Origin of the sequence: Chitinophaga pendula (genome assembly GCF_020386615.1) — a bacterium.
GTDB lineage: Bacteria > Bacteroidota > Bacteroidia > Chitinophagales > Chitinophagaceae > Chitinophaga > Chitinophaga pendula.
This window is the reverse complement of the sequence record NZ_CP077769.1, coordinates 3,651,888-3,671,799: the sequence shown is the minus strand read 5'-3', so window position 1 is coordinate 3,671,799 and position 19,912 is coordinate 3,651,888. Positions and strand designations below refer to the sequence as shown.

The window sequence follows — 19,912 nt, the reverse complement described above, 5'->3', positions numbered from 1 at the left end:
ATCACTGACATCGTTGGTTTAATTCCTTTTTAATGGTATTGCAATATATGTTTTGTTCTGTTGAGAACAAAAAAAATGGATGAACGGCGTATGGCCGAACGGGTGATATGTGGTACCATTTGCCTGTTTTTTTATGGATGAGTATAAGAACAAAGAATTGTATTTCAGGGTTATAAGCGGCGGGGTAGGTGAGGGCGGGGGGTATATGCTAAAGCATTGTTAAAGTGTAGTGGATAATGCGCAAGTTCCGGGTTTTGTGCGGGAGAGGATCGCTGTACATTTGTGTTATAAAAAGAGGTTGATATGAACAATTATGATAAGATAGCCCATGCTATCGGATACATTAAGACACATTTCAAGGAGCAGCCGGACCTGGACGAGATAGCGGAGAGTGTGTACCTCAGTCCATTTCATTTTCAGCGGATGTTCAAAGAGTGGGCGGGCGTTACGCCGAAGAAGTTTTTGCAATACCTGACGATCGGGCATGCGAAGAAAATGTTGAAGGCGCAGCAGGCCTCTTTGTCGGATGCGGCTTTTGAGACGGGGTTGTCGGGGACGAGTCGTCTGCATGATTTATTTGTGACGATAGAGGGGATGACGCCTGGCGAGTATAAGCAAGGGGGGAGGGCGCTGGTGATCAATTACAGTTTTGCGGAGAGTCCGTTTGGTAATATCCTGGTAGCGGCTACGGAGAAGGGGATCTGTCATATGGCATTTGCGGATGATCCGGTAGCGGCGTTATTGATCCTGCAGCGGGAGTTTCCGCAGGCGAGTTATGTGCAGATGGTGGATACGATACAGCAGCATGCGTTGTACATTTTCACGCAGGACTGGAGCCGGTTGGGAGAGATCAAACTGCATCTGAAGGGGACGCCGTTTCAGCTGAAGGTATGGGAGGCATTGTTAAGGATACCTATGGGCGGGCTGGCTACCTATGGGGATATAGCGGGGGTGATACAGCATCCTGGCGCCAGCAGGGCGGTAGGTACGGCGGTGGGAGACAACCCGGTGGCGTTCCTGATCCCTTGTCACCGTATCATCAAATCTACCGGTGTGTTGGGGAATTATCATTGGGGTGATGCGCGTAAGCAGGCCATCATCGGTTGGGAGGCTGCCCGTACGGATACGGAGGTGGAAGCCTGATATTTTCTTCACTTTTAATCTCACTTTACATGGATACTATAGCAGCGCGTCTGGGGCGGCTGGACTGGGAGGCGGCGGCTGCCAGCCTGCACGGTCATGGCTATGCGATATTGCCAGGTGTATTGAAAGACGCGGAATGTGCCGATTTGCAGGCGGATTATACGACTGCTGGTCATTACCGGAAGACGATCACGATGGAGCGATATCGTTTTGGGGCGGGGGAGTATAAGTACTATCGTTATCCGTTGCCGGATATTTTGCAGCAGTTGCGGACGCATATTTATCCGCAGCTGGCGCCGGTGGCCAATACCTGGATGCAGGTGTTGGAGCAGGAAACCCGTTATCCGGCGGAGCTGGCGGAATGGCAGGCCCGTTGTGCGGCGGCGGGGCAGACGCAGCCGACGGTGCTGATCCTGCAATATGGGAAAGGCGGGTATAATACGCTGCACCAGGATCTGTACGGGGATCTTTTCTTTCCGATACAGGCGGTATTGTTCCTGAACGACCCTGAAGAGGCGTATAGCGGTGGGGAGTTTGTGTTGTTGGAGCAGCGGCCGCGGGCGCAGTCGAGGGCATATGTATTGCGGCCCGGTAAGGGGGACCTGTTGTTGTTTACGACGAATTTCCGGCCGGTAAAGGGGAGTAGGGGGTATTACCGGGTGAATATGAAACACGGTGTCAGCGAGGTGCAGGAAGGGCGGCGGTATACGGTAGGGATCATTTTTCACGATGCGGTATGATCCGGCATGTGTCATTGGGGGACGGGCCTTTTGCGCGGGCACGGCGGTTGAAGGCGTTGGTGGATGCGGGTGCGATCGTGCTGGCAGGTAACCGGCGGCTGAAGATATATGGCCGGTTGGACTGTGTGTCGGGCCGGCAGATGAAAGCGGAGAACCGGGTGTTTTTTGCCGGAGCCGGGGAGGCGGCTGCGGCGGGTTACCGGCCATGCGGGCATTGTATGCCGGCGGCTTACCGGCGGTGGAGGGAACGACCTTTGTAAGCAGTGCTACCCCAGGGGGTGTCACTGCTTGTTTTATTGGTTGTGTCAGGGTTTAATTGGGTGGCGTTGCCAGGGAGTGACTGCTTTTTTGGCATTAAATTTTATAAAAAAGCTACACTGCGTATTGTCTTCATTTCATGCATGATACCTTTGCTGTAATGCATGTAAGGGCGGCCCGGACCGATAGCAATATCCCAGCCAGTGAGCCGAGTCCATTGTTCTAATATTCCATGATCATTTTGTTACTATAGCCATTGTACCCCCCGGACATCAAATGTTTGTCATTCATTAACCCAAAAAACCCAAAACTATCCTCTTTATGAAGACATCTACACATTCGCTGACGCGATCCAGCATGTTATGTATGCTGTTAATGCCATTTTTTCTTTTTCTCTTTAGTGTACAGGTGCATGCCCAGAAGGTGTTTGCCAGTTCGCAGGTGAATCAGGTGAATGGCATTTGTCTTTTTTGTGGTGTTACGGACCCTAACAATGCGGTAGGGCCTAACATTGACGATTTTTCCACGTTTAACATCAGCCTAGGTCTTGCCGGTGTTAGTGTGGAGCAGACACTTATTTTTCCTGCTCCCAGTAATACGGGATGTGATTCCTTGTTCATTGGTGTCGGCAGCGGCAATTCTGTGTTGTCGCTGAGCTTGTTTGGTGCGGTGACGGTACAGACTTTTAACGGGTCTACGCCTAACAATGATTCCCGTGTATTATCTGCCGACATTGTACGTTTGTTGCAGAACAATACCCGTGCGGAGGTGCATATAAGGCCTACCAAACAGTTCGACCGGGTGAAGGTGACGCTGAGCGGTGGTTTGCTCGGATTGTTGCAAAATTTCCGTTTGTATTATGCGAACCGGGAGACGGTGACCTTGCCGGCGCCGGTGATCACGCCTAATGCCAGCAGCATTTGTAGCGGTGACAGTGTGACGTTGTCAGTACCGGTGGATACGGGTGCTACGGTGATCTGGTATTCCAGCACTACGGGTGTTACCGGTATCCACAGTGGCAATACGTTCAAGGTGTCGCCCAGTGTGAGTACTACTTATGCGGCATTGTATGTAAGAGGGGGTTGCAGCAGTGCTCTTGGTTTTGCGACGGTGGTGGTAAGCCAGCGACCGGACTTCCCGGTAGTGGCAGCGGATACGATTCCTATCTTCTTCAAGGATATTGCTACGCTGACGGCGCTGAATGCAGGTATCAATACGGTGTACTGGTACGATTCGCCGGTAGGAGGTACGTTGCTGTACATTGGTAATAACTTCCAGGTGAGTCCAGCGACGACCAGTACTTACTATGTTGATTTTGCCTCTTCCAATGGTTGTGTGACTGCCCGTAAAGGGGTGACGGTGAAGGTAACTCCGCAGACACCATGTGGTACGGCGCCTGCTAATCCATTGGCGCATTATCCATTGAATGGTAATGGCGACGATGTGACACCGAATGGTAACAATGGTGCGGTGGACGGTGTGACATTTGCCCCTGACCTGATCTGTCAGCAGTCTGGCGCCTTTGGTGGTGGCAGCAATAAGGTATCGCTGCCTGCGACCGCGTTCCCGACACCGGAAGTATCTGTATCTACCTGGTTTACGGTGAATTCTGTGAGTGTAGTGAACCCATTGGTGAACGGAGGGTATTCTGTACTCGGCGACCGTCGTGGCTGGATACTGGAAGTAATAGCCAACAAGCTGATCTTTATTGTAACGGCTAATAATACCCAGGCAGTTGCGATCTCTACGACTAACCTGGCAGCCTTTACCTGGTATCATGCGACGGCTACTTATGACGGTACGAACATCAAGTTGTATCTGAATGGAGAGCTGGTGGCTACGGAGCCATTCTCTGGTACGATCATTTATCCGCCGACTGCGGATCACTTTACGCTTGGACAGCTGGATGGGGGGCTGACGGCTAACCTGGACGGTAAACTGGATGAGGTGTATATCTACAACCGTGCATTGTCTGCACAGGAGGCGCACAACTTCTTCCGCAGTTATACGTTCAGCCTGACGACTACCCGTGAAAGCGGTGCACGTACGATGGTAAGTCCGTCTGTGGCGCCGGCATCGAAGATAGAAGCGCTGCAGGTATATCCGAACCCATCTACCGGATTGATCATTATCAGCGGTGAGAAAGCCCTGAAAGGTGGCGTTGTTACGGTAACTGATCTGCAAGGCAGACAGGTATACCGTCAGGCGCTGCAATCTAACAGTATACAATTGCCAGCTGGCATTCCTGGTGGTACTTACCTGATACAGGTACATACTGCCGACAAGCGTCGTCTGGCTACTAAGATTATCCTGAACAGGTAAGCTACGGCCTGTTGTTTTAGAGGCTGCTCCTTCAGGAGCAGCCTTTTTTGTTTTAAGGAGCTGATAGCCAAGGGGTTGTAGCGCTAATATGTTTTAGCATATTGACAGTCAGTGGATTGCATATTTGTTGCATATAGGAGGTATAAGCGTTGTATAGTGATTGTATATGCAACTATATGCCTAGCTTATACAATGACTATACGAATGCTATAGGAATGATACAGGAATGTTATAGGAAGGAGCCGGAAAGGTTATCGAGTGAGGGAGAGAGGGGGTGGAAAAAAGGCTGACCACGATGGTCAGCCTACCAGTGTTTATGAAAGAAAAAATGTGACCTATATCCGCCGGTTATTGCCGGCCGTCGACGCGGAAGGAGACATTACAGGTGACGCCATGGGAACTTACTTCACCATGCTGTACATGTACCTTGAAGTCATTTACATATACGGAACCGATGTTGTGAATGGTTTTAGCCACTTCTGTCACGGTTTACGGGATAGCGTTGTCGAATATAAAAAACTATGCCGTGGGTGGGGTGGCGGCATGTGGAAAATCTTATATTAGTGGATACCGCGGCAGGGTGATCTGCTGGTATGATGATAGAAGCAATGTAAAATTTATGGACGTACAAACGATTCTCCGGGAGCTGGAAAAGCTGGGTACGGAGCAAACCAGGAAAATATTCCGCAATCATGGGGCGACGGGGCCTATGTATGGTGTGAAGGTGGGGGATCTGAAGGCGTTGCAGCAGCGGTTGAAGCTGAAGCACGAGCATGAGTTGTCGCTGGCGTTGTATGATACGGGGAATAGTGATGCGATGTACCTGGCGGGTTTGATCTCGGCTCCTCAGCAGATGAGCAAGGAGGAGTTGCATGCGTGGGCGGTGAAGGCCAATTGGTATATGTTGTCTGAATATACGGTAGCGTGGACGGCTTCAGAGAGCCGGTATGGGCGGGAATTGGCGATGGAGTGGATGGACAGTGCGGCGGAGCAGTTGCAGGCGGCGGGGTGGAGTACTTACAGCAACCTGTTGTCTATTACGGCGGATGAGCAGCTGGATATGGCGGAGATCCGGTGGTTGTTGCATCGGGTGGAGCGGGAGGTGCATGGGGCGGCTAACCGGACGCGGTATACGATGAATGGGTTTGTGATAGCGGCGGGTAGTTTTGTGCCCGCGTTGCTGGAGGAGGCTCGTCGGGTGGCGGCGAAGATAGGTGTTGTGGAGGTGGAGCTGGGGGGGACGGCGTGTAAGGTGCCGTTGGCGACGACGTATATTGAGAAGGTGGTGGATGCGGGGCGTGTGGGTAAAAAGAAAAAGACGGCATTTTGCTAAGCAGATCATTAGTGGCAATAAACTTGCAGGCATACCGTTAAGAACGTATAACGGAGGGTCATATGAATGCAAGGAAACCTGTTTACCCATCTTTATGGACGCCTGTGGTGGCGTTAATGCTTTTACAAGTGGGATGTGCCCCTAAATCGGCTCCGGCGATTGGAGCGGAGCGGGTATTTGAGCAAAAGTTAAAACCTGACAGGCATCCCCAGCAATTATTTAATAAGAAGGAGCGGAAGGAGATGCGGCGTATGGGTATGTTGCCGTCGGATGATGGGCATCGAGGTGCGACGGCGGCGCCTGTTGCGGCGCCATCGAAGGCGCCGGCCGGTGTGCCGGTGAAGGATACGAGTACGACGATCCGGCTATAGGTATCAGAAGAGGAAGAGGGCGTCCCAGCGGCTGAAGGTGAAGGAGTGGATGGTGAAGAGATTGCTGCCGGAGCCTCTGGCGACGAGGTAGAGATCATGTATGCCCCAGGCATGCTGCGGGATGCCGGAGAAGCGGAACATGCGGGTGGTATCGCCGGTGTAGGTGATTTTGAGAGCGCCGATAAGTTTTCCTTTGGGGGTATCTGCGCGGAATTCGATGCGGGTATTCTTCTGTTGTGTTTTGCACTGTACTTCTACTATAAATCCATATTCGCCCTGGCCGAGGTTGACCTGTGCGAATGCGAGGATGGTTTTATCGTTCATGGGGAATGTTTTTCCTTTTTCCTTCTCTTTGGCAGCTGGCATGGCCTGGCATAGTGCAGGAATTACCGGCAGCAGTAAAAGGAGGAATAGGATACATTTCATAAGGTCAAGGGTGTGCGCATGTTTGTTTGCTGTCTTGCTGGTGGGCGGGACGGCATACATATAACGAAAAAATCAAAAATAATCTTTTTCGTTGATATATATCGTAATTATTTAATTTAATAACAATGAGTTGTTATTAACGGTGATGGGGGGCGGCAGTGTTAGTGCTGTAGTGTGATGGCAGTGGGCCAGGGAGTGGGAATAAGGTGGGAAGTACGGCTTTTTTGGACCATGTTTATTGGTTATCTTTAAGAGAGGAAGCCCCTGTTATCTTCATCCTACTATGCCAATATTGAATTGTTTGTTTTGGAATATCAACGAGCGGCCTACATTCGAAAGTGTGATCAGGGATATCAGCACTGACGTGGACATTTTGTTGTTGGCAGAGGCGACAGGGATTGATGATGCGATGTTGGAGCGGTTGACGGGATTGCGGCGGGTGTGTTCTGTATTTCCGGGTGATCACGGTCATTATACGCCTAAATTCTTTTCACGTGAGGCGGGGTTTACGCTGTCGCATGTATCGGTAAGTCCGACGGGTCGTTTGGTGCATGCGGTATTGCATGTGCCGGGTTTTGAGGAGATCATGGTGAGCGGGCTTCATTTTCCCAGTAAGTTGTATTATCAGGGGGCGACGCAGTCGGATCTGGCGAACATCTATGCTAACTATCTTACGGAGATGGAGGTGCAGCGGGGACATAAGCGTACGATCGTTATTGGTGATTTCAATATGAATCCTTTTGAGCACGGGATGATATCGCCGCACGGGTTCAATGCGACGTTGTCGCGGGTGATTGCGCAGCGGTCTGCGAGGACCTTCCATTACAATAAATATGATTACTTTTACAATCCGATGTGGAGTTTTTTAGGGGATCATGAGATGGCATCGGGCCAACTGAAACAACCGGGCAGTTTTTACTACCATACGACGACGGATTCTGAAGCTATTTACTGGAATGTATTCGATATTGTGTTGTTACGGGCCGCGGTCATTGATCACCTGGTAATGGGCTCCATCAGGTATCTTACAGCGAAGAACGGTCATACTTTTGTTAACGCCGGCGGGGAGCCTGATGATGTGGGATATTCTGATCATCTGCCTCTTTCCTTTCACCTTAAATTCTAATTGCGTTATGCTGGATATCAAGCAAGTATTGCCTAATGTTTCTGAAAAGAAAATTGACGATCATAAGGGTAATACACCTTATGGGATATTGATAGAGTTGTCGAAGGCGGTGAATGAGAAGTATAACAAAAAGTTGTTTGCCAACGTGGTGGAGTCTTACAAGCTGAAGAAGGATGGGAAGGGAGGGGACCGGGAGAACTTGGTATTTGCTTTTTACTTTATTGCGCCGATTGCGAAGGGGTATTTATACCGGTTGCTGGAGATAGAGCAGATAGCGGGGAGTGTGTATCCGGTGAAGCTGACGGTGTATGAGAACAACCCGGTGAGTAAGGGGATATTCAAGCAATTTGACGGGTTCCTGGAGGCGTTGACTGATTTTATGCAGTCCGCTTTTGTAGAGACGTTGATCATTAACCTGATGACCCAGGTAGAGTTATATGAAGAATCCCGTACTTTGAAATATCCATTTGAGTAGTTGTCATTGAACAGTTTGTTTAGTTGCTTATTAGAGGGCCTGTTGAGATTTTTCCAAATTAACGATACGAGTACTGTAGCGCGATACAAAAATGTATTTACTTTACAATATGAAGCAACCTTCGATTACCTGTCTTTTGGTAGATGATGATGTGGATGAGCACGAGATTTTTCATTTGGCATTACATGCCCTGACGAGCGATGCGGAATTGCGATCTGCGATGGATGCGCAGGCGGCGATGCAGCAGTTGCATGGGAGTGGTTTGCGGTTACCGGATTATATTTTCCTGGATCTGAACATGCCGCGGCTGGACGGGATGGAGTTATTGCGTATGATCAAGCAGGAGGCGTCGGCGGTGCAGGCTATTCCTGTGATCATGTATTCTACTTCTTCGAGCCAGCGTGATATTGACCGGTGTCTGGCGGCGGGAGCGGATCGGTTTGTAACGAAACCCGGTACTTTAACGGAGTTAAAAGAAATATTGAACAATATTTTCGGAAGGCTGTAATTAACGGAGTGAAAAGATCAATTTAAACATGATAAACCTGGAACAAGTTCGGAGAGAAACGCCCGGATGTAAGACTAAAGCGCATTTTAATAACGCAGGATCTTCGTTGATGGCGCAGCCGGTTATTGAAGCTATCAATCGTTATATGACTTTGGAGATCGCCAATGGTGGTTATGAGGCGGAGGCGATGATGGATAAGGAGCTGAAGGGATTTTACGATGCGGCGGCGGCGTTGGTGAAGGGGCAGCCCCGTAATATGGCATTTACCTCGAGTGCGACGAATTCCTTTGCCAAGGCATTGTCTGCGGTACCGTTGGGAGCGGGGGATGTGGTGATCATTGCGGAAGATGATTATTCTTCCAACCAGATATTTTTTCTGTCGTTGCAGCAGCGGATGGGCATCCGGTTAGTACGAGCGGCATCGTTGCCGGAGGGGGGTGTCGATGTGTCGGATGTGGAGCGGTTGGTATTGCAGCATCGTCCGAAGCTGATATCGTTGACGCATGTACCCAGTCATACTGGGTTGGTGCAGCCGGTAGCGGAGGTGGGACGTATTTGCCGGCGGGAGGGCATTTTGTACCTGGTAGATGCTTGTCAGTCGGTGGGGCAGTTGCCGTTGGATGTGGCGGAGATAGGCTGTGATTTTCTTTGTGCGACGATGCGTAAGTTCCTGCGCGGGCCTCGCGGTACGGGCTTTCTGTATGTATCGGATGCGGTGTTGGAGCGGCAGTTATCTCCTTTGTTTATTGATATGCACGGTGCGACATGGAGTTCGCAGAATATATTTGAGCCGAATGCGCAGGCGACGCGTTTTGAGGACTGGGAGCAGCCTTATGCGCTGATGCTGGGTACCAAGGTCGCCTTAGAATATGCCAACGATCTGGACATGAAGGAGGTGGCTGCTTATAATCACCAGCTTTGCGAGCAGGTGCGGGAGGGTATACGAGGGATAGACGGGATGCACTTGTTGGATAAGGGGAAGGAGCTGAGTAGTATTATTACGGTAGCGATCCCTGGTAAGGCAGGTCAGGAGGTAGTGGATCATCTGCGGTCATTGGATATTAACACCAGTGTGAGCACGCGTAAGGGCGGTGCTGTGATTGACTTTGAGCATAAGCGGGTGGACTGGGCTTTGCGTATTTCTCCTCACTATTACAATACGGCGGAAGAGGTAACGCGCCTGTTAGACGCGTTACGCACGTTATCAATGAAATAATTATTTGCATACCCATAGGGTATCCATGAACCAGGACCGGGAGTCGGTGAACCTGGTAGCCGGGTAGAAACCTGCTTCGGCTGCCAGGTTTTCTATTTCCGGTATGCTGTATTTCTGGGATATCTCCATGTAGATGGGTTCTCCTTCGCGGAAGTGGATGACTACTTCGCCGATATGTACCTGCTGATCGGTGCGGCTGACGAGGTAGCTTTTGCAGGCGCCGGTCTGCGGATCGTATGTGGGGTAATGTTCGAACTGGTTGAGGTCGAAGTCGGCACCCAGTTCGCGGTTAATACGTCTTAACAGGTTGAGGTTGAAATCGCGGGTGTATCCTTGTCGGTCGTTATAAGCATCGAGGATGAGCTGCGGATGTTTTTTGAGGTCGAATCCGGTGAGCAGCAGGTCGCCCGGTTGCAGTTCGCGGCGGATGGTCTTGCAGAAGGAGAGAGCTTCCGTGCGGGTGAAGTTGCCGATATTGGCGCCCATGAACAGTACCACCTTATTGCGATGGGAGCGTGTGCCTGCTTCCCGCAACATGTCGAAATATTCTCCATTGAGGCCTTGTACTTGTGTACCCGGTAACTGTGGCGGGAGGTCTCTTTCGAGCGAGCTGATCACGTTAGCGGAGATATCTATCGGGAAGTAGGTGTAGCTGAGTTGTTGTCTTCTCAGTTGCCGGAGGAGGTGGATAGATTTGGTGGCATCTCCGGCGCCCAGTTCTACGACATCGAATTCGCGGCTATGGCGCAGGATGGCCTGTACGATATCTGCTGACTGGCGGCTGAGTATTTCCATTTCGCAGCGGGTGGGATAGTATTCCGGGCATTGCATGATCTGCTGGAAGAGGTGATCGCCTGCTGCGTCGTAGAAGTATTTGGCATCCAGTTTTTTCTCCGGGGATCGTAGTCCCATGATGACATCTTTGTAGAAAGCGGAGGTTTGTTGCCCGATGGCACCTGAGCGCGTGGAGGTGGTTATGATGCTCATACACATGATTTACAGGTTTACAAAAAAATCGGGTAGGGGGATATTGGATCGGACTATTCTGCCAGCCGGATGCCGGTAAACTGCCAGCGTAGCGGTGCATGAAAGAAGTTGCGATAAGAGATGCGGCTATGTCCGGGGCTGGTCACTTCGGAGGCACCTCTCAGTACCATTTGGTTGACCATGAACTTGCCGTTGTATTCGCCGATGGCGCCTGGTGCTTTGATGAAACCCGGGTAGGGGAGGTAGGCGCTTTCTGTCCATTCCCAGCGTTGTCCCCAGTGGAATTGGGTGGCAGCGACTTCCCATTCTGCTTCTGTGGGCAATCTTTTTCCTGCCCAGGAGGCGTAGGCGGCGGCCTCGTAATAACTCACATGACATACGGGGTCTTCGAGGGGCAGTGGTTGCAGTCCTTGCCAGGCGTAGTGCATCCATTGTCCATTTACCTGGTGCCAGTACATGGGGGCGTTGACCTGTTGCGTTTTCACCCAGTCCCATCCCTCTGCGTGCCAGTGGCGGAAGTCCCGGTATCCGCCGGCGTTGACAAACTCCAGGTATTGTGCATTGGTGACGAGCTGGCTGCTGACCTGGTAATCCTGCAGGTATACTTTGTGTCTGCCCAGCTCATTATCGAAGCAGAAGCCATTGCCGGCGAAACCGATCTCGTAGATGCCTGCGGGTATTTGTATCAGCTGCCGGGGTTCCGGCGTGGGGGATGGCGGTTGCGGAGAGGGGCCGTATCCCGGTAGCAGCGGGTTATGGCCCAGGATATATTTGATATCGGTATATAGTAGTTCCTGGTGTTGTTCTTCATGATTGAGTCCGAGCAGTACGAGGTCCTGCAAGGAGGGAGGTAATTCGGTGTCCAGCCAATTTTGCATGGCTTCATCTACATAAGCGCGGTAGCGCATTACTTCTTCTACACCCGGGCGGCTCAGGTTACCTCTGTCGGTGCGGATGACCCTGGCGCCTACGGATTCGTAGTAGCTGTTGAATACAAAGTTGTAGTCAGCATCGAATTCGGTGTATCCTTTGGCATAGGGTTTCAGCAGGAAGGTTTCGAAGAACCAGGTGGTGTGTCCCATATGCCATTTTGGAGGGCTGACATCTACGACCGGCTGCACGACGAAGTCTTCGGTGTGTAGCGGTTTGCAGATCTGCATGGATCTTTCTCTTACGATGCGATATTGTTCTGATAGTTGCATAAGCAGTTGGTGGTTACCTATGAGACTTTAAATATTGCTGCAGGTCGGATATGGACCGGATATGGAGATCATGGGCCTGTTGTTTCCGCATCATGAGAGCGTAAGTGTTGTTGAAGCCGATGGGTTTCATCCATGTGATCGCATATTGTTGCAGGAATTGTTGTCTTACATAATTGTATACACGGTCGGGGTCCTGCCGGAGGGAATCTACTACGGCAGGTGTTGCCTGGAGGATGGCCAGCAGGCCGGTGCCGCTATATTCGGGGTACATATCGATCTGCGCGTTACGCAAGGCATCGAAGCATATTTTGGTGCCGCCGAGGCCGGTTTTGGTAGCTACGCGCAGGTCGGTATGACCTTCTATCAGCAGTTTGTACATATTTGCCAGTATATATCCATCGCCGAATATCTTGGAGCCGATGACGATGGTGCCTGCCTGTCCGCCCCTGCCAGGTTGCAGTAATCCTTTGTCCTGCAAGAAATCCCGAGCTACTTTCTCCGGGCTTTGTTTCAGATGATCCACCCGGTAGTTAAGTGCTGTCATAATGCTATCATTAATAGTGCCAGACAGCAGGTTGATCGCAGGTGCGAGTGTGGGATATTGTTGTAGTGTGGCGGTGCGTACGATGGGGGCGGCGTAGTAAGGTGGAAATATATGTTTATCGTCGTCCAGTACGAGCAGGTCGAAGGCTTTGACCCTGCCGTCGGTGCTGCTGCCACTGATGACGTCCAGTCTTTTCTCTGCTGCTGCTTTGTACATGATCATATCGTTGATGACCACTGTGCGGATTTGCAGGTTATATATTTTTTTTAGGCCGAGGTAGCCATCCATTCGGCCCATGAATTCGGGGGTGAATCCTGCTACCAGTTTGCTGCCATAGGCTCTGGGGAGGAGGTAAAAGGAGGACAGGAGCAGTAACAGGACGGGGAGGCTCCAGGTGGCGGCGCGTGTGCGTCGCCACTGCATATGTTGCAGGCGGGAGAGGGCCCAGTCGAAGGCGACAGCTAGCAAAGCGGCCGGGATGGCCCCTGCCAGCATCATATTCATATTATTGAGGGCGATGCCACCGAAGATGAATTCTCCCAGTCCGCCGGCGGCGATATAGGCGGCGAGGGTGGCGACGCCGACATTGATGACGGTGGCGGTGCGGATGCCGGCGAGGAGTACGGGCATTGCGAGAGGCAGTTGTACTTTGCGTAATATCTGCCGTTCGCTCATTCCCATGCCTCTGGCGGCTTCGATTACGGAAGGAGACACGCCCATAATGCCTGTGTAGGTATTACGGATGATAGGTAGCAAAGCATAAAGGAATAAGGCGACGATGGCGGGGCGGGGGCCGATGCCCAGCAAGGGGATCATGAAGCCCAATAGGGCGATGCTGGGAATGGTTTGCAATACGCCGGCGATGCCCAGTATGATGCCCGCCAGTTTTTGTTTACGGGTGATGAGTATACCTAATAGTACGCCTAAGGCTACTGCGAATAGTAAGGAGATGCAGGTAAGGCCGATATGTTCGAGGGTTTGTTCCAGTAGTTTGCCGGACTGCTGAGAGAGGAATGTCCAGAAGCTGGGTGGTTGCTCCATGCGCTATTGTTTTTTAAAGGCCCTGAATGCGGTTAGAAGTTGTTGGCTATCCAGTGAACGGACGGCTTGCTGGTGTTGTACATATATCCTGCCATCGGGGGCCTGGCTGATTTGCTCCATGGCTTGCCAGTAGGTGATGGCTGCATCGGCGGGAGGCTGTGTGGATACCGGGTGTGCCTGATCGGGGAGCAAATGCCATATATCGCTGATCTTTAGCACATTGAATTCCAATTGTAGTCTTTGTTCGTCGAAGAAAGAGCGGACAAATGCGTTAGCAGGGCGGAAGAGCAGGTCTGCCGGTGCGCCTGTCTGTTGTATCCTGCCCTGGTGCATGAGGCAGATGCGATCTGCCAGTTCAAAGGCTTCCGGAATATCGTGTGTGACCATGACGATGGTTTTTTGGACCAATTCGTCGAGGGCCATGAAGTCGCGTCTTACATGTCCTCTTGTGACGGGGTCGAGGGCGCCGAAAGGTTCGTCCATGAGTAGTATGGGGGGATCGGCTGCCAGTGCCCTGGCGAGGCCTACGCGTTGCTGTTGTCCGCCGCTCAGCTGAGGAGGGTAGGCTTGCAGGTATTGACCCGGATCGAGGTGTAGTTTTTCGAGTAAGGTGTTGGTACGTGACCGGATGCGGGAGGGTTCCCATCGTAGCAGTCGGGGGACGATGGCAATGTTTTCCTCGACGGTATAATGGGGGAACAGTCCATTGTCCTGCAGCACATATCCTATGCTGCGTCTGAGCTGGGTGACTGGCTGGGCATCTATGGGGTGGCCATCGATGGAGATGGTGCCGGCACCCGGCGCGATCAATCTGTTGAGCATACGCAGCGTAGTAGTCTTACCGCAACCGCTGGTACCGAGGAGGATCATGGTCTCGCCGGTAGCTACTTCGAAGGATACATCATCTACTGCTTTAATACCGGCATCAAAAGATTTAGAGACATGGGATACATGGATCATGCGGCGTGAATTTGTATGACAACCGTACATAGCGCCGGCTGGGGAAATAAGTACTCAGATTGTATATGCGTCGTTTATGCATCCAATGTCATAAACAGGTTGTTAAGTGATTCTGCCAGCAGTGGGTGTGCGAACATTTGTTCGCGGATCTCCTCGTAGGTGATGTTACCTTTCATGGCTATCTGCAATATGGACATGATCTCTCCGCCATTGGGGCCGAGAATGGCGGCACCCAGTATTTTTTTAGTTGATGCGTCCACGACTGCTTTCATCAGTCCTGTTGTCTGGCCTGTTTCTATCGCGCGGGCAGTGCTGCTCATAGGCAGGCAGGCCACTTTGATGGACAATCCCTGTTGACGGGCTTCCTGTTCGGTTATGCCTACGCGTCCCAGTTGCGGATCGGTGAACATGCAATAAGGAAACACCCGATCTTTAATACTTGTTGGCTGGTTATCCAAAATTTGTTTGACCAGCACGAGGTGATCATTGTAGGCGATGTGTGTGAAGGCTGGTCCACCTTTTACATCACCGAGTGCATAGATACCTTTTACGTTAGTCTCCAGGTATTCATTCACTTTGACAAATCCTTTGTTGTCCAGCTCAATGCCGCTGGCACGCGGTTGCAGCCGGTCTGTCTGCGGGGTTCTGCCTGCAGCGACAAGCAAGTGAGAGCCATTCAGGCGGGTGCCATTGTCAAGTGTCACGCTGATACCATCTGCGGCGGCTTCCACCTGGCTGACTTTAGCTGGTAAGTGGAAAGTGATTTGTTCTTCTTCGAGGAAAGAGCGGATTGCTTTGCTTACATCTTCATCTTCTTTGGGGAGTAGCCGTTCTGCTGTTTCGATAATGGATACTTCACTACCCAGGCGGCGGAACAGTTGTCCCAGTTCGAGTCCAATATATCCGGCTCCCAGTATGATCAGGTGTGCTGGGATGACTGTTATATCCAACAAAGAAGTGGAAGTGAGATAAGGTATTTTATGTAATCCCGGGATGTCGGGTATTTGTGTACGTGTGCCGGTGTTGATGAATATTTTATCGGCGGAGCAGTCGAGGCTATTTCCATCGTTACAGGTGATATGTAGTTGTTTGTTGCCAGTAAATACCGCTTCTCCATAGATCATTTCCAGGCCATTTGTTTCTTCTATTCCTTTTTCCGTGCCCCGGCGGAAGCGGTATACCACTTCATTTTTGCGATGGATGATCTCCTGTATATTTATTTGTGGTTGTCCGTGGATATGAACTCCATGCTTGTCTGCATTACGAACGATATGTGCGACGGCGGCATCTGCTATCATGGTTTTAGTAGGGGTACAGCCATCGTTTACACAGGTACCGCCGGCATATCTTTTTTCTATTAAGGCAGTATGGAATCCGGCTTTGGCTAGTTTTTTCGCCAGTGGTGTACCTCCCTGGCCGGATCCTATCACAATAGCGTCGTAATGTTTCATGAGCGGTGGTGTTTCGTGATGGTGAGATAGTGAAGCCGTTCAAATATTATACCACCGGTGTTAGGGTAAGGGCAATAAAAAAAGTGGAACGGCTGCTCGTCCGTTCCACTTTTTTTATATTCCTCCATCTAAGGCGTCAGTAATGTTACTGTACTTTAGAGGAGTCAGCTTTTGCTTTGTGTGCTTTATGTTTTGCAACGGGTTTTTTACCGCTGGTGTCAACAGCTGTGCGGCTGGTGTCTTTTTTAATGATAGCAGAATCGCTTTTGTTTACTACTACATTTTTAGCAGCGGAAGAGTCGCGTGCAACGAGGATTGCTGCGCTATCTTTTACTATGGTGGTAGCAGTATCTCTGGTGATAACAGCTGCGCTATCTTTCAGGATACGTGCGGAGTCGCCACGGAAGTGGAAGGCAGCGCTGTCATTTGCGAAGGCAGCGGTGTCTTTTACCAGAGAGGAGTCACCCAATCTAAAAGTGGCGCTGTCAGTTTTTACGGCAGCAGAGTCCAATATCTCAATTGCTGCGCTATCTGTGATGTGCATGGCGCTGTCGTTGAAAGAAATGGCAGCGGAATCACCTAATTGAAAGAATGCGGAGTCATTCATGGCAGCAGAGTCTGCGAAAACAGCTGCGCTATCGGCGGCCAATGTCATGCTGCTGTCTACTGCTTTGCTATCAAAGGCGAAAGCTTTCTGAACATTACCTTGTGTGAGCATAAATGCTCCGATACCGGCCATTAATCCAAGTCTGAGAAGTTGCTTTTTCATGGTCATTCAATTTATATGATTAACGATTAGATGATGATGGAAATGTGCTAACATCTCCGTTTCAAGCATTGTATACCATGTTACCAAAACCTTGCTATTTTTTCATTGCTCCATGTTAAATAATCCTTAAAGCAAGCGTTAACAGGTGTTGATCATGGCGCTCAATTATATTACACAATCCAACAAATGTTTACCATTAGTCTTAGTCGTGAAAAAAATGTTAAAGAGCGTTAAATGCTTTATGGTAGAGAGTTGTGTTGGTAAAAAAAAATAGTGGGCTATGTAATTGGGATAATGGGACGGCACCGTTCATCCCTGGAAATAGGGGAATTATATGTTTCCAGGTAGAAATGAAGCAGGATGTCGCTATATTTATACATCCAGATCTAATAATTCAGAAGGAACATGAAAGCAAACAAAATCTATTTAGCTGCCTTATTGCTGGCCGGGAGTTTTTCTCAGGTCAGTGTGGCGCAAACTGCCGGAAATTATGATCATCATGAGGCATTTGCACCACTTTTTTATCCTAGTGCCGGAAATGAGTATCGTGGAGCTGCGGGGAATCCCGGCCCCAAATATTGGCAAAATGCCGCGGACTACACAATCAATGTATCCTTGGATACTGCCACACACAGATTGAGCGGTGCTACGGTGATCACTTACAAAAATAACAGTCCGGATGCGCTGCCTTTTTTGTGGTTACAACTGGATCAGAACATCTACCGGCAAGATTCCCGTGCGGAAGCGACGACGGTAGTAAGCGGTGGCCGTTATGCCAACCGCAACTTCACACAAGGGTATGAACTGAAGTCCGTACACATCGTTGTGAATGGCAAATCTCAGCCAGCCAACTACCTGGTAACGGATACGCGTATGCAAATTAAGTTACCACAATCTATGAAACAGGGCACATCCCTGCAGATCAAAGTAGAATATGCTTTCACTATTCCTGAATATGGTACCGACCGTATGGGTAGATTAAAGACCCGTAACGGCTGGATGTATGAGTTGGCGCAATGGTATCCCCGTATGGCGGTATATGATGATGTACTTGGTTGGAATACCTTGCCTTATTTAGGCGCTGGCGAGTTCTACCTGGAGTATGGTAACTTCGACTATACTGTTACCGCGCCGGCAGGTGTGGTAGTTGCCGGTTCCGGAGAGCTGACCAATCCTGCGCAGGTACTTACGGCAACAGAAACTGCCCGTCTGGCCAAAGCGCGTAACAGCGATGCGACTGTGATGATCCGTGATAGTGCGGATGTAGTGAAGCCGGAAGCGCGCAAAGGTAATCTGACCTGGCATTTTGTATGCAAAAATGCACGCGATGTAGCCTTTACAGCATCGAAAGCATACATATGGGACGCTGCCAGAATGAACCTGCCTGATGGGAAAAAAGCACTGGCACAATCCGTATATCCGGTAGAGAGCGCTGGCGATGGTGCCTGGGGTCGTTCTACGGAATATACCAAAGCCTGTATCGAACATTATTCAGAGAAATGGTTCCCCTACACTTATCCGGTAGCTACCAACGTAGCCGGTATAACAGGAGGGATGGAATATCCTGGTATTGTATTTTGTCATTGGAGAAGTACCAAAGGCGGCCTATGGGGTGTTACCAACCATGAGTTCGGACACAACTGGTTTCCGATGATCGTAGGTTCTAATGAACGTAAATATGCCTGGATGGATGAAGGGTTTAATACTTTCATCAATGACTTCGCTACCGTAGACTTTAACAAAGGAGAATACAGCCGTAAACAATCCGTTCAGTCCGCTGCCAAATATCTCTTTGGTAAAACGGCCGAGCCTATCATGCATATTCCCGATGTTATACAAAACAATAACCTGGGCGCTGAAGCTTATTACAAGCCGGCACTGGGATTGAAACTGTTACGTAACCAGATATTAGGCCCGGAACGTTTTGACTATGCCTTCAGGACGTATATCGACCGTTGGGCATTTAAACATCCGACACCCTGGGATTTCTTCCGCACGATGGAGAACGTAGCTGGCGAAGACCTGAGCTGGTTTTGGAAAGGATGGTTCTTTAACAGCTGGAAGCTGGATCAGGCCGTAAAAGAAGTAAAATATGTAAAAGGAGATCCTGCGAATGGCGCGCTTATCACCATCGAAAACAAAGAGCAGCTGCCTATGCCGGTAGTGGTATTTGTAAGAGAAAGTAACGGGAAAAGCGATACCGTGCGTTTACCGGTAGAGGTATGGCAGCGTGGTGGGACCTGGACATTCCAATATCCATCCACTTCCAATGTCACAGATGTGGTAATCGATCCGAATGGAGACTTCCCCGATATCGATCCTTCCAATAATACACTGAAAACCAGTAGTACCAAGCCATTACCCGCAGGTAGTACGGTGACATCCGTATTGAATAAATATATAGATGCCATCGGTGGTGCAGATAAAGTGAAGGCTATAAAAGATGTAACGACGATAGAAAAAGCAGAAGTAGAAGGCGCAGAAGTGATACTCACTTCAAAGGCTAAACGACCTGGGCAGTTTTATATGGATATAGTCGTGCCTGCTATGAACAATATGCTGATTACAAAAGTGATCATCAATGGCAGCGATATCAAACTGACGGCGATGAACCAGGCGGTGCCTGATCTCAACGATGCCAGGAAACAGGCGCTGAAAGAAACAGTAGCGTTATTTCCTGAGCTCGACTATAGCAATTCCGGTAATCAGGTGGTATTAGATCCGTCGCTGACTACCGTAAATGGAGAAGATGCTTATTTAGTGACCGTTACTACACCAGCTAAAGTGGTGATCAAAAACTATTACAGCGTGGCGACCGGTCTTAAATTACAGCAGACCATCCATGCCAGTGACGATGAAGCATCTACCAACTATTCGGATTACAAGGAAGTGAATGGTGTGAAGTTCCCGCATACGAGGAGTGCCAAGATGCAGGGGCATGAGCTGTCATTTAAAAACGCTTCCCTGAAAGTGAACAGCGGATTAAAAGACCAGGATTTCAAATAGAAGATATTCTCTGTTTAATAGGGCCTGTTCCTCT

General features: G+C 50.1%; 19 protein-coding genes. 11 read left to right on the top strand and 8 right to left on the bottom strand.

The features are described 5' to 3' along the window. Positions 1-303: 303 nt before the first annotated feature. The 4 genes from KTO58_RS12920 to KTO58_RS12905 all read left to right on the top strand — a co-directional run bounded on the left by KTO58_RS12920 (position 304) and on the right by KTO58_RS12905 (position 4,463). The gene (locus KTO58_RS12920; RefSeq protein WP_095838970.1) at positions 304-1,143 is read left to right on the top strand and encodes a bifunctional transcriptional activator/DNA repair enzyme AdaA; all 840 of its coding nucleotides are present in this window, start codon (positions 304-306) and stop codon (positions 1,141-1,143) included. A gap of 29 nt (positions 1,144-1,172) precedes the next feature. Then, positions 1,173-1,883 (top strand): 2OG-Fe(II) oxygenase, encoded by a 711-nt coding sequence (locus KTO58_RS12915; RefSeq protein ID WP_095838971.1) that lies wholly within the window; start codon positions 1,173-1,175, stop codon positions 1,881-1,883. Beyond that, positions 1,880-2,143, top strand: coding sequence for an Ada metal-binding domain-containing protein (locus KTO58_RS12910; RefSeq protein ID WP_095838972.1), 264 nt, complete (start codon positions 1,880-1,882; stop codon positions 2,141-2,143). Before KTO58_RS12915 ends, KTO58_RS12910 begins: the two co-directional genes overlap by 4 nt. A 319-nt stretch (positions 2,144-2,462) precedes the next feature. Further along, on the top strand, positions 2,463-4,463 hold the full coding sequence (locus KTO58_RS12905) for a LamG-like jellyroll fold domain-containing protein (protein ID WP_095838973.1): 2,001 nt from the start codon (positions 2,463-2,465) through the stop codon (positions 4,461-4,463). 348 nt (positions 4,464-4,811) lie between these two features. On the opposite strand, the gene KTO58_RS12900 is transcribed toward KTO58_RS12905, so the two are convergent. Further along, positions 4,812-4,940: a dodecin domain-containing protein gene (locus tag KTO58_RS12900; protein WP_225860235.1), complete on the bottom strand. Its 129-nt coding sequence runs from the start codon at positions 4,938-4,940 to the stop codon at positions 4,812-4,814. Positions 4,941-5,082: 142 nt separating this feature from the next. Between KTO58_RS12900 and KTO58_RS12895 the strand changes: the two genes are divergently transcribed. Then, complete coding sequence (locus KTO58_RS12895) at positions 5,083-5,796, top strand: DNA alkylation repair protein (RefSeq protein ID WP_095841583.1); 714 nt, start codon at positions 5,083-5,085, stop codon at positions 5,794-5,796. Positions 5,797-5,858: 62 nt separating this feature from the next. After that, positions 5,859-6,167 carry a hypothetical protein gene (locus KTO58_RS12890; protein WP_157752988.1) on the top strand — a complete coding sequence of 103 codons (309 nt, stop codon included), beginning with the start codon at positions 5,859-5,861 and terminating at the stop codon, positions 6,165-6,167. A 3-nt stretch (positions 6,168-6,170) separates the two neighbouring features. Here the strand turns inward: KTO58_RS12890 and KTO58_RS12885 are convergent, their stop codons facing one another. Continuing rightward, positions 6,171-6,593, bottom strand: coding sequence for a carbohydrate-binding protein (locus KTO58_RS12885; protein WP_157752989.1), 423 nt, complete (start codon positions 6,591-6,593; stop codon positions 6,171-6,173). A gap of 283 nt (positions 6,594-6,876) precedes the next feature. Here KTO58_RS12885 and KTO58_RS12880 point away from each other — a divergent pair, with 283 nt between their 5' ends. From KTO58_RS12880 to KTO58_RS12865, 4 genes are all read left to right on the top strand, one after another. Next, a complete protein-coding gene (locus KTO58_RS12880) occupies positions 6,877-7,719 on the top strand; it encodes an endonuclease/exonuclease/phosphatase family protein (protein ID WP_095838976.1) in 843 nt (280 codons plus the stop codon). Between the two features lie 7 nt (positions 7,720-7,726). Further along, positions 7,727-8,194, top strand: coding sequence for a hypothetical protein (locus KTO58_RS12875; protein ID WP_095838977.1), 468 nt, complete (start codon positions 7,727-7,729; stop codon positions 8,192-8,194). A gap of 109 nt (positions 8,195-8,303) precedes the next feature. Beyond that, positions 8,304-8,702 (top strand): response regulator, encoded by a 399-nt coding sequence (locus KTO58_RS12870; protein ID WP_157752990.1) that lies wholly within the window; start codon positions 8,304-8,306, stop codon positions 8,700-8,702. A gap of 28 nt (positions 8,703-8,730) precedes the next feature. Then, complete coding sequence (locus tag KTO58_RS12865) at positions 8,731-9,918, top strand: aminotransferase class V-fold PLP-dependent enzyme (protein WP_095838979.1); 1,188 nt, start codon at positions 8,731-8,733, stop codon at positions 9,916-9,918. Here the strand turns inward: KTO58_RS12865 and egtD are convergent, their stop codons facing one another. The 6 genes from egtD to KTO58_RS12835 form a co-directional block, all read right to left on the bottom strand. After that, positions 9,919-10,905 carry an L-histidine N(alpha)-methyltransferase gene (gene egtD / locus KTO58_RS12860; RefSeq protein WP_225860234.1) on the bottom strand — a complete coding sequence of 329 codons (987 nt, stop codon included), beginning with the start codon at positions 10,903-10,905 and terminating at the stop codon, positions 9,919-9,921. Positions 10,906-10,958: 53 nt separating this feature from the next. Next, a complete protein-coding gene (egtB, locus tag KTO58_RS12855; RefSeq protein WP_095838980.1) occupies positions 10,959-12,107 on the bottom strand; it encodes an ergothioneine biosynthesis protein EgtB in 1,149 nt (382 codons plus the stop codon). Positions 12,108-12,120: 13 nt separating this feature from the next. Then, entirely contained in the window at positions 12,121-13,692 is a 1,572-nt protein-coding gene (locus KTO58_RS12850; RefSeq protein WP_095838981.1) for an ABC transporter permease/substrate-binding protein, read from the bottom strand. 3 nt (positions 13,693-13,695) lie between these two features. Next, positions 13,696-14,652 carry an ABC transporter ATP-binding protein gene (locus KTO58_RS12845; RefSeq protein WP_095838982.1) on the bottom strand — a complete coding sequence of 319 codons (957 nt, stop codon included), beginning with the start codon at positions 14,650-14,652 and terminating at the stop codon, positions 13,696-13,698. Positions 14,653-14,726: 74 nt separating this feature from the next. Continuing rightward, entirely contained in the window at positions 14,727-16,103 is a 1,377-nt protein-coding gene (locus KTO58_RS12840) for a mercuric reductase (RefSeq protein WP_095838983.1), read from the bottom strand. A gap of 145 nt (positions 16,104-16,248) precedes the next feature. Beyond that, positions 16,249-16,872, bottom strand: a complete 624-nt coding sequence (locus KTO58_RS12835) for a hypothetical protein (RefSeq protein WP_157752991.1) — start codon at positions 16,870-16,872, stop codon at positions 16,249-16,251. Between the two features lie 405 nt (positions 16,873-17,277). On the opposite strand from KTO58_RS12835, the gene KTO58_RS12830 reads away from it, so the two are divergent. Then, positions 17,278-19,878, top strand: coding sequence for a M1 family metallopeptidase (locus KTO58_RS12830; RefSeq protein ID WP_198314920.1), 2,601 nt, complete (start codon positions 17,278-17,280; stop codon positions 19,876-19,878). Positions 19,879-19,912 lie beyond the last annotated feature (34 nt).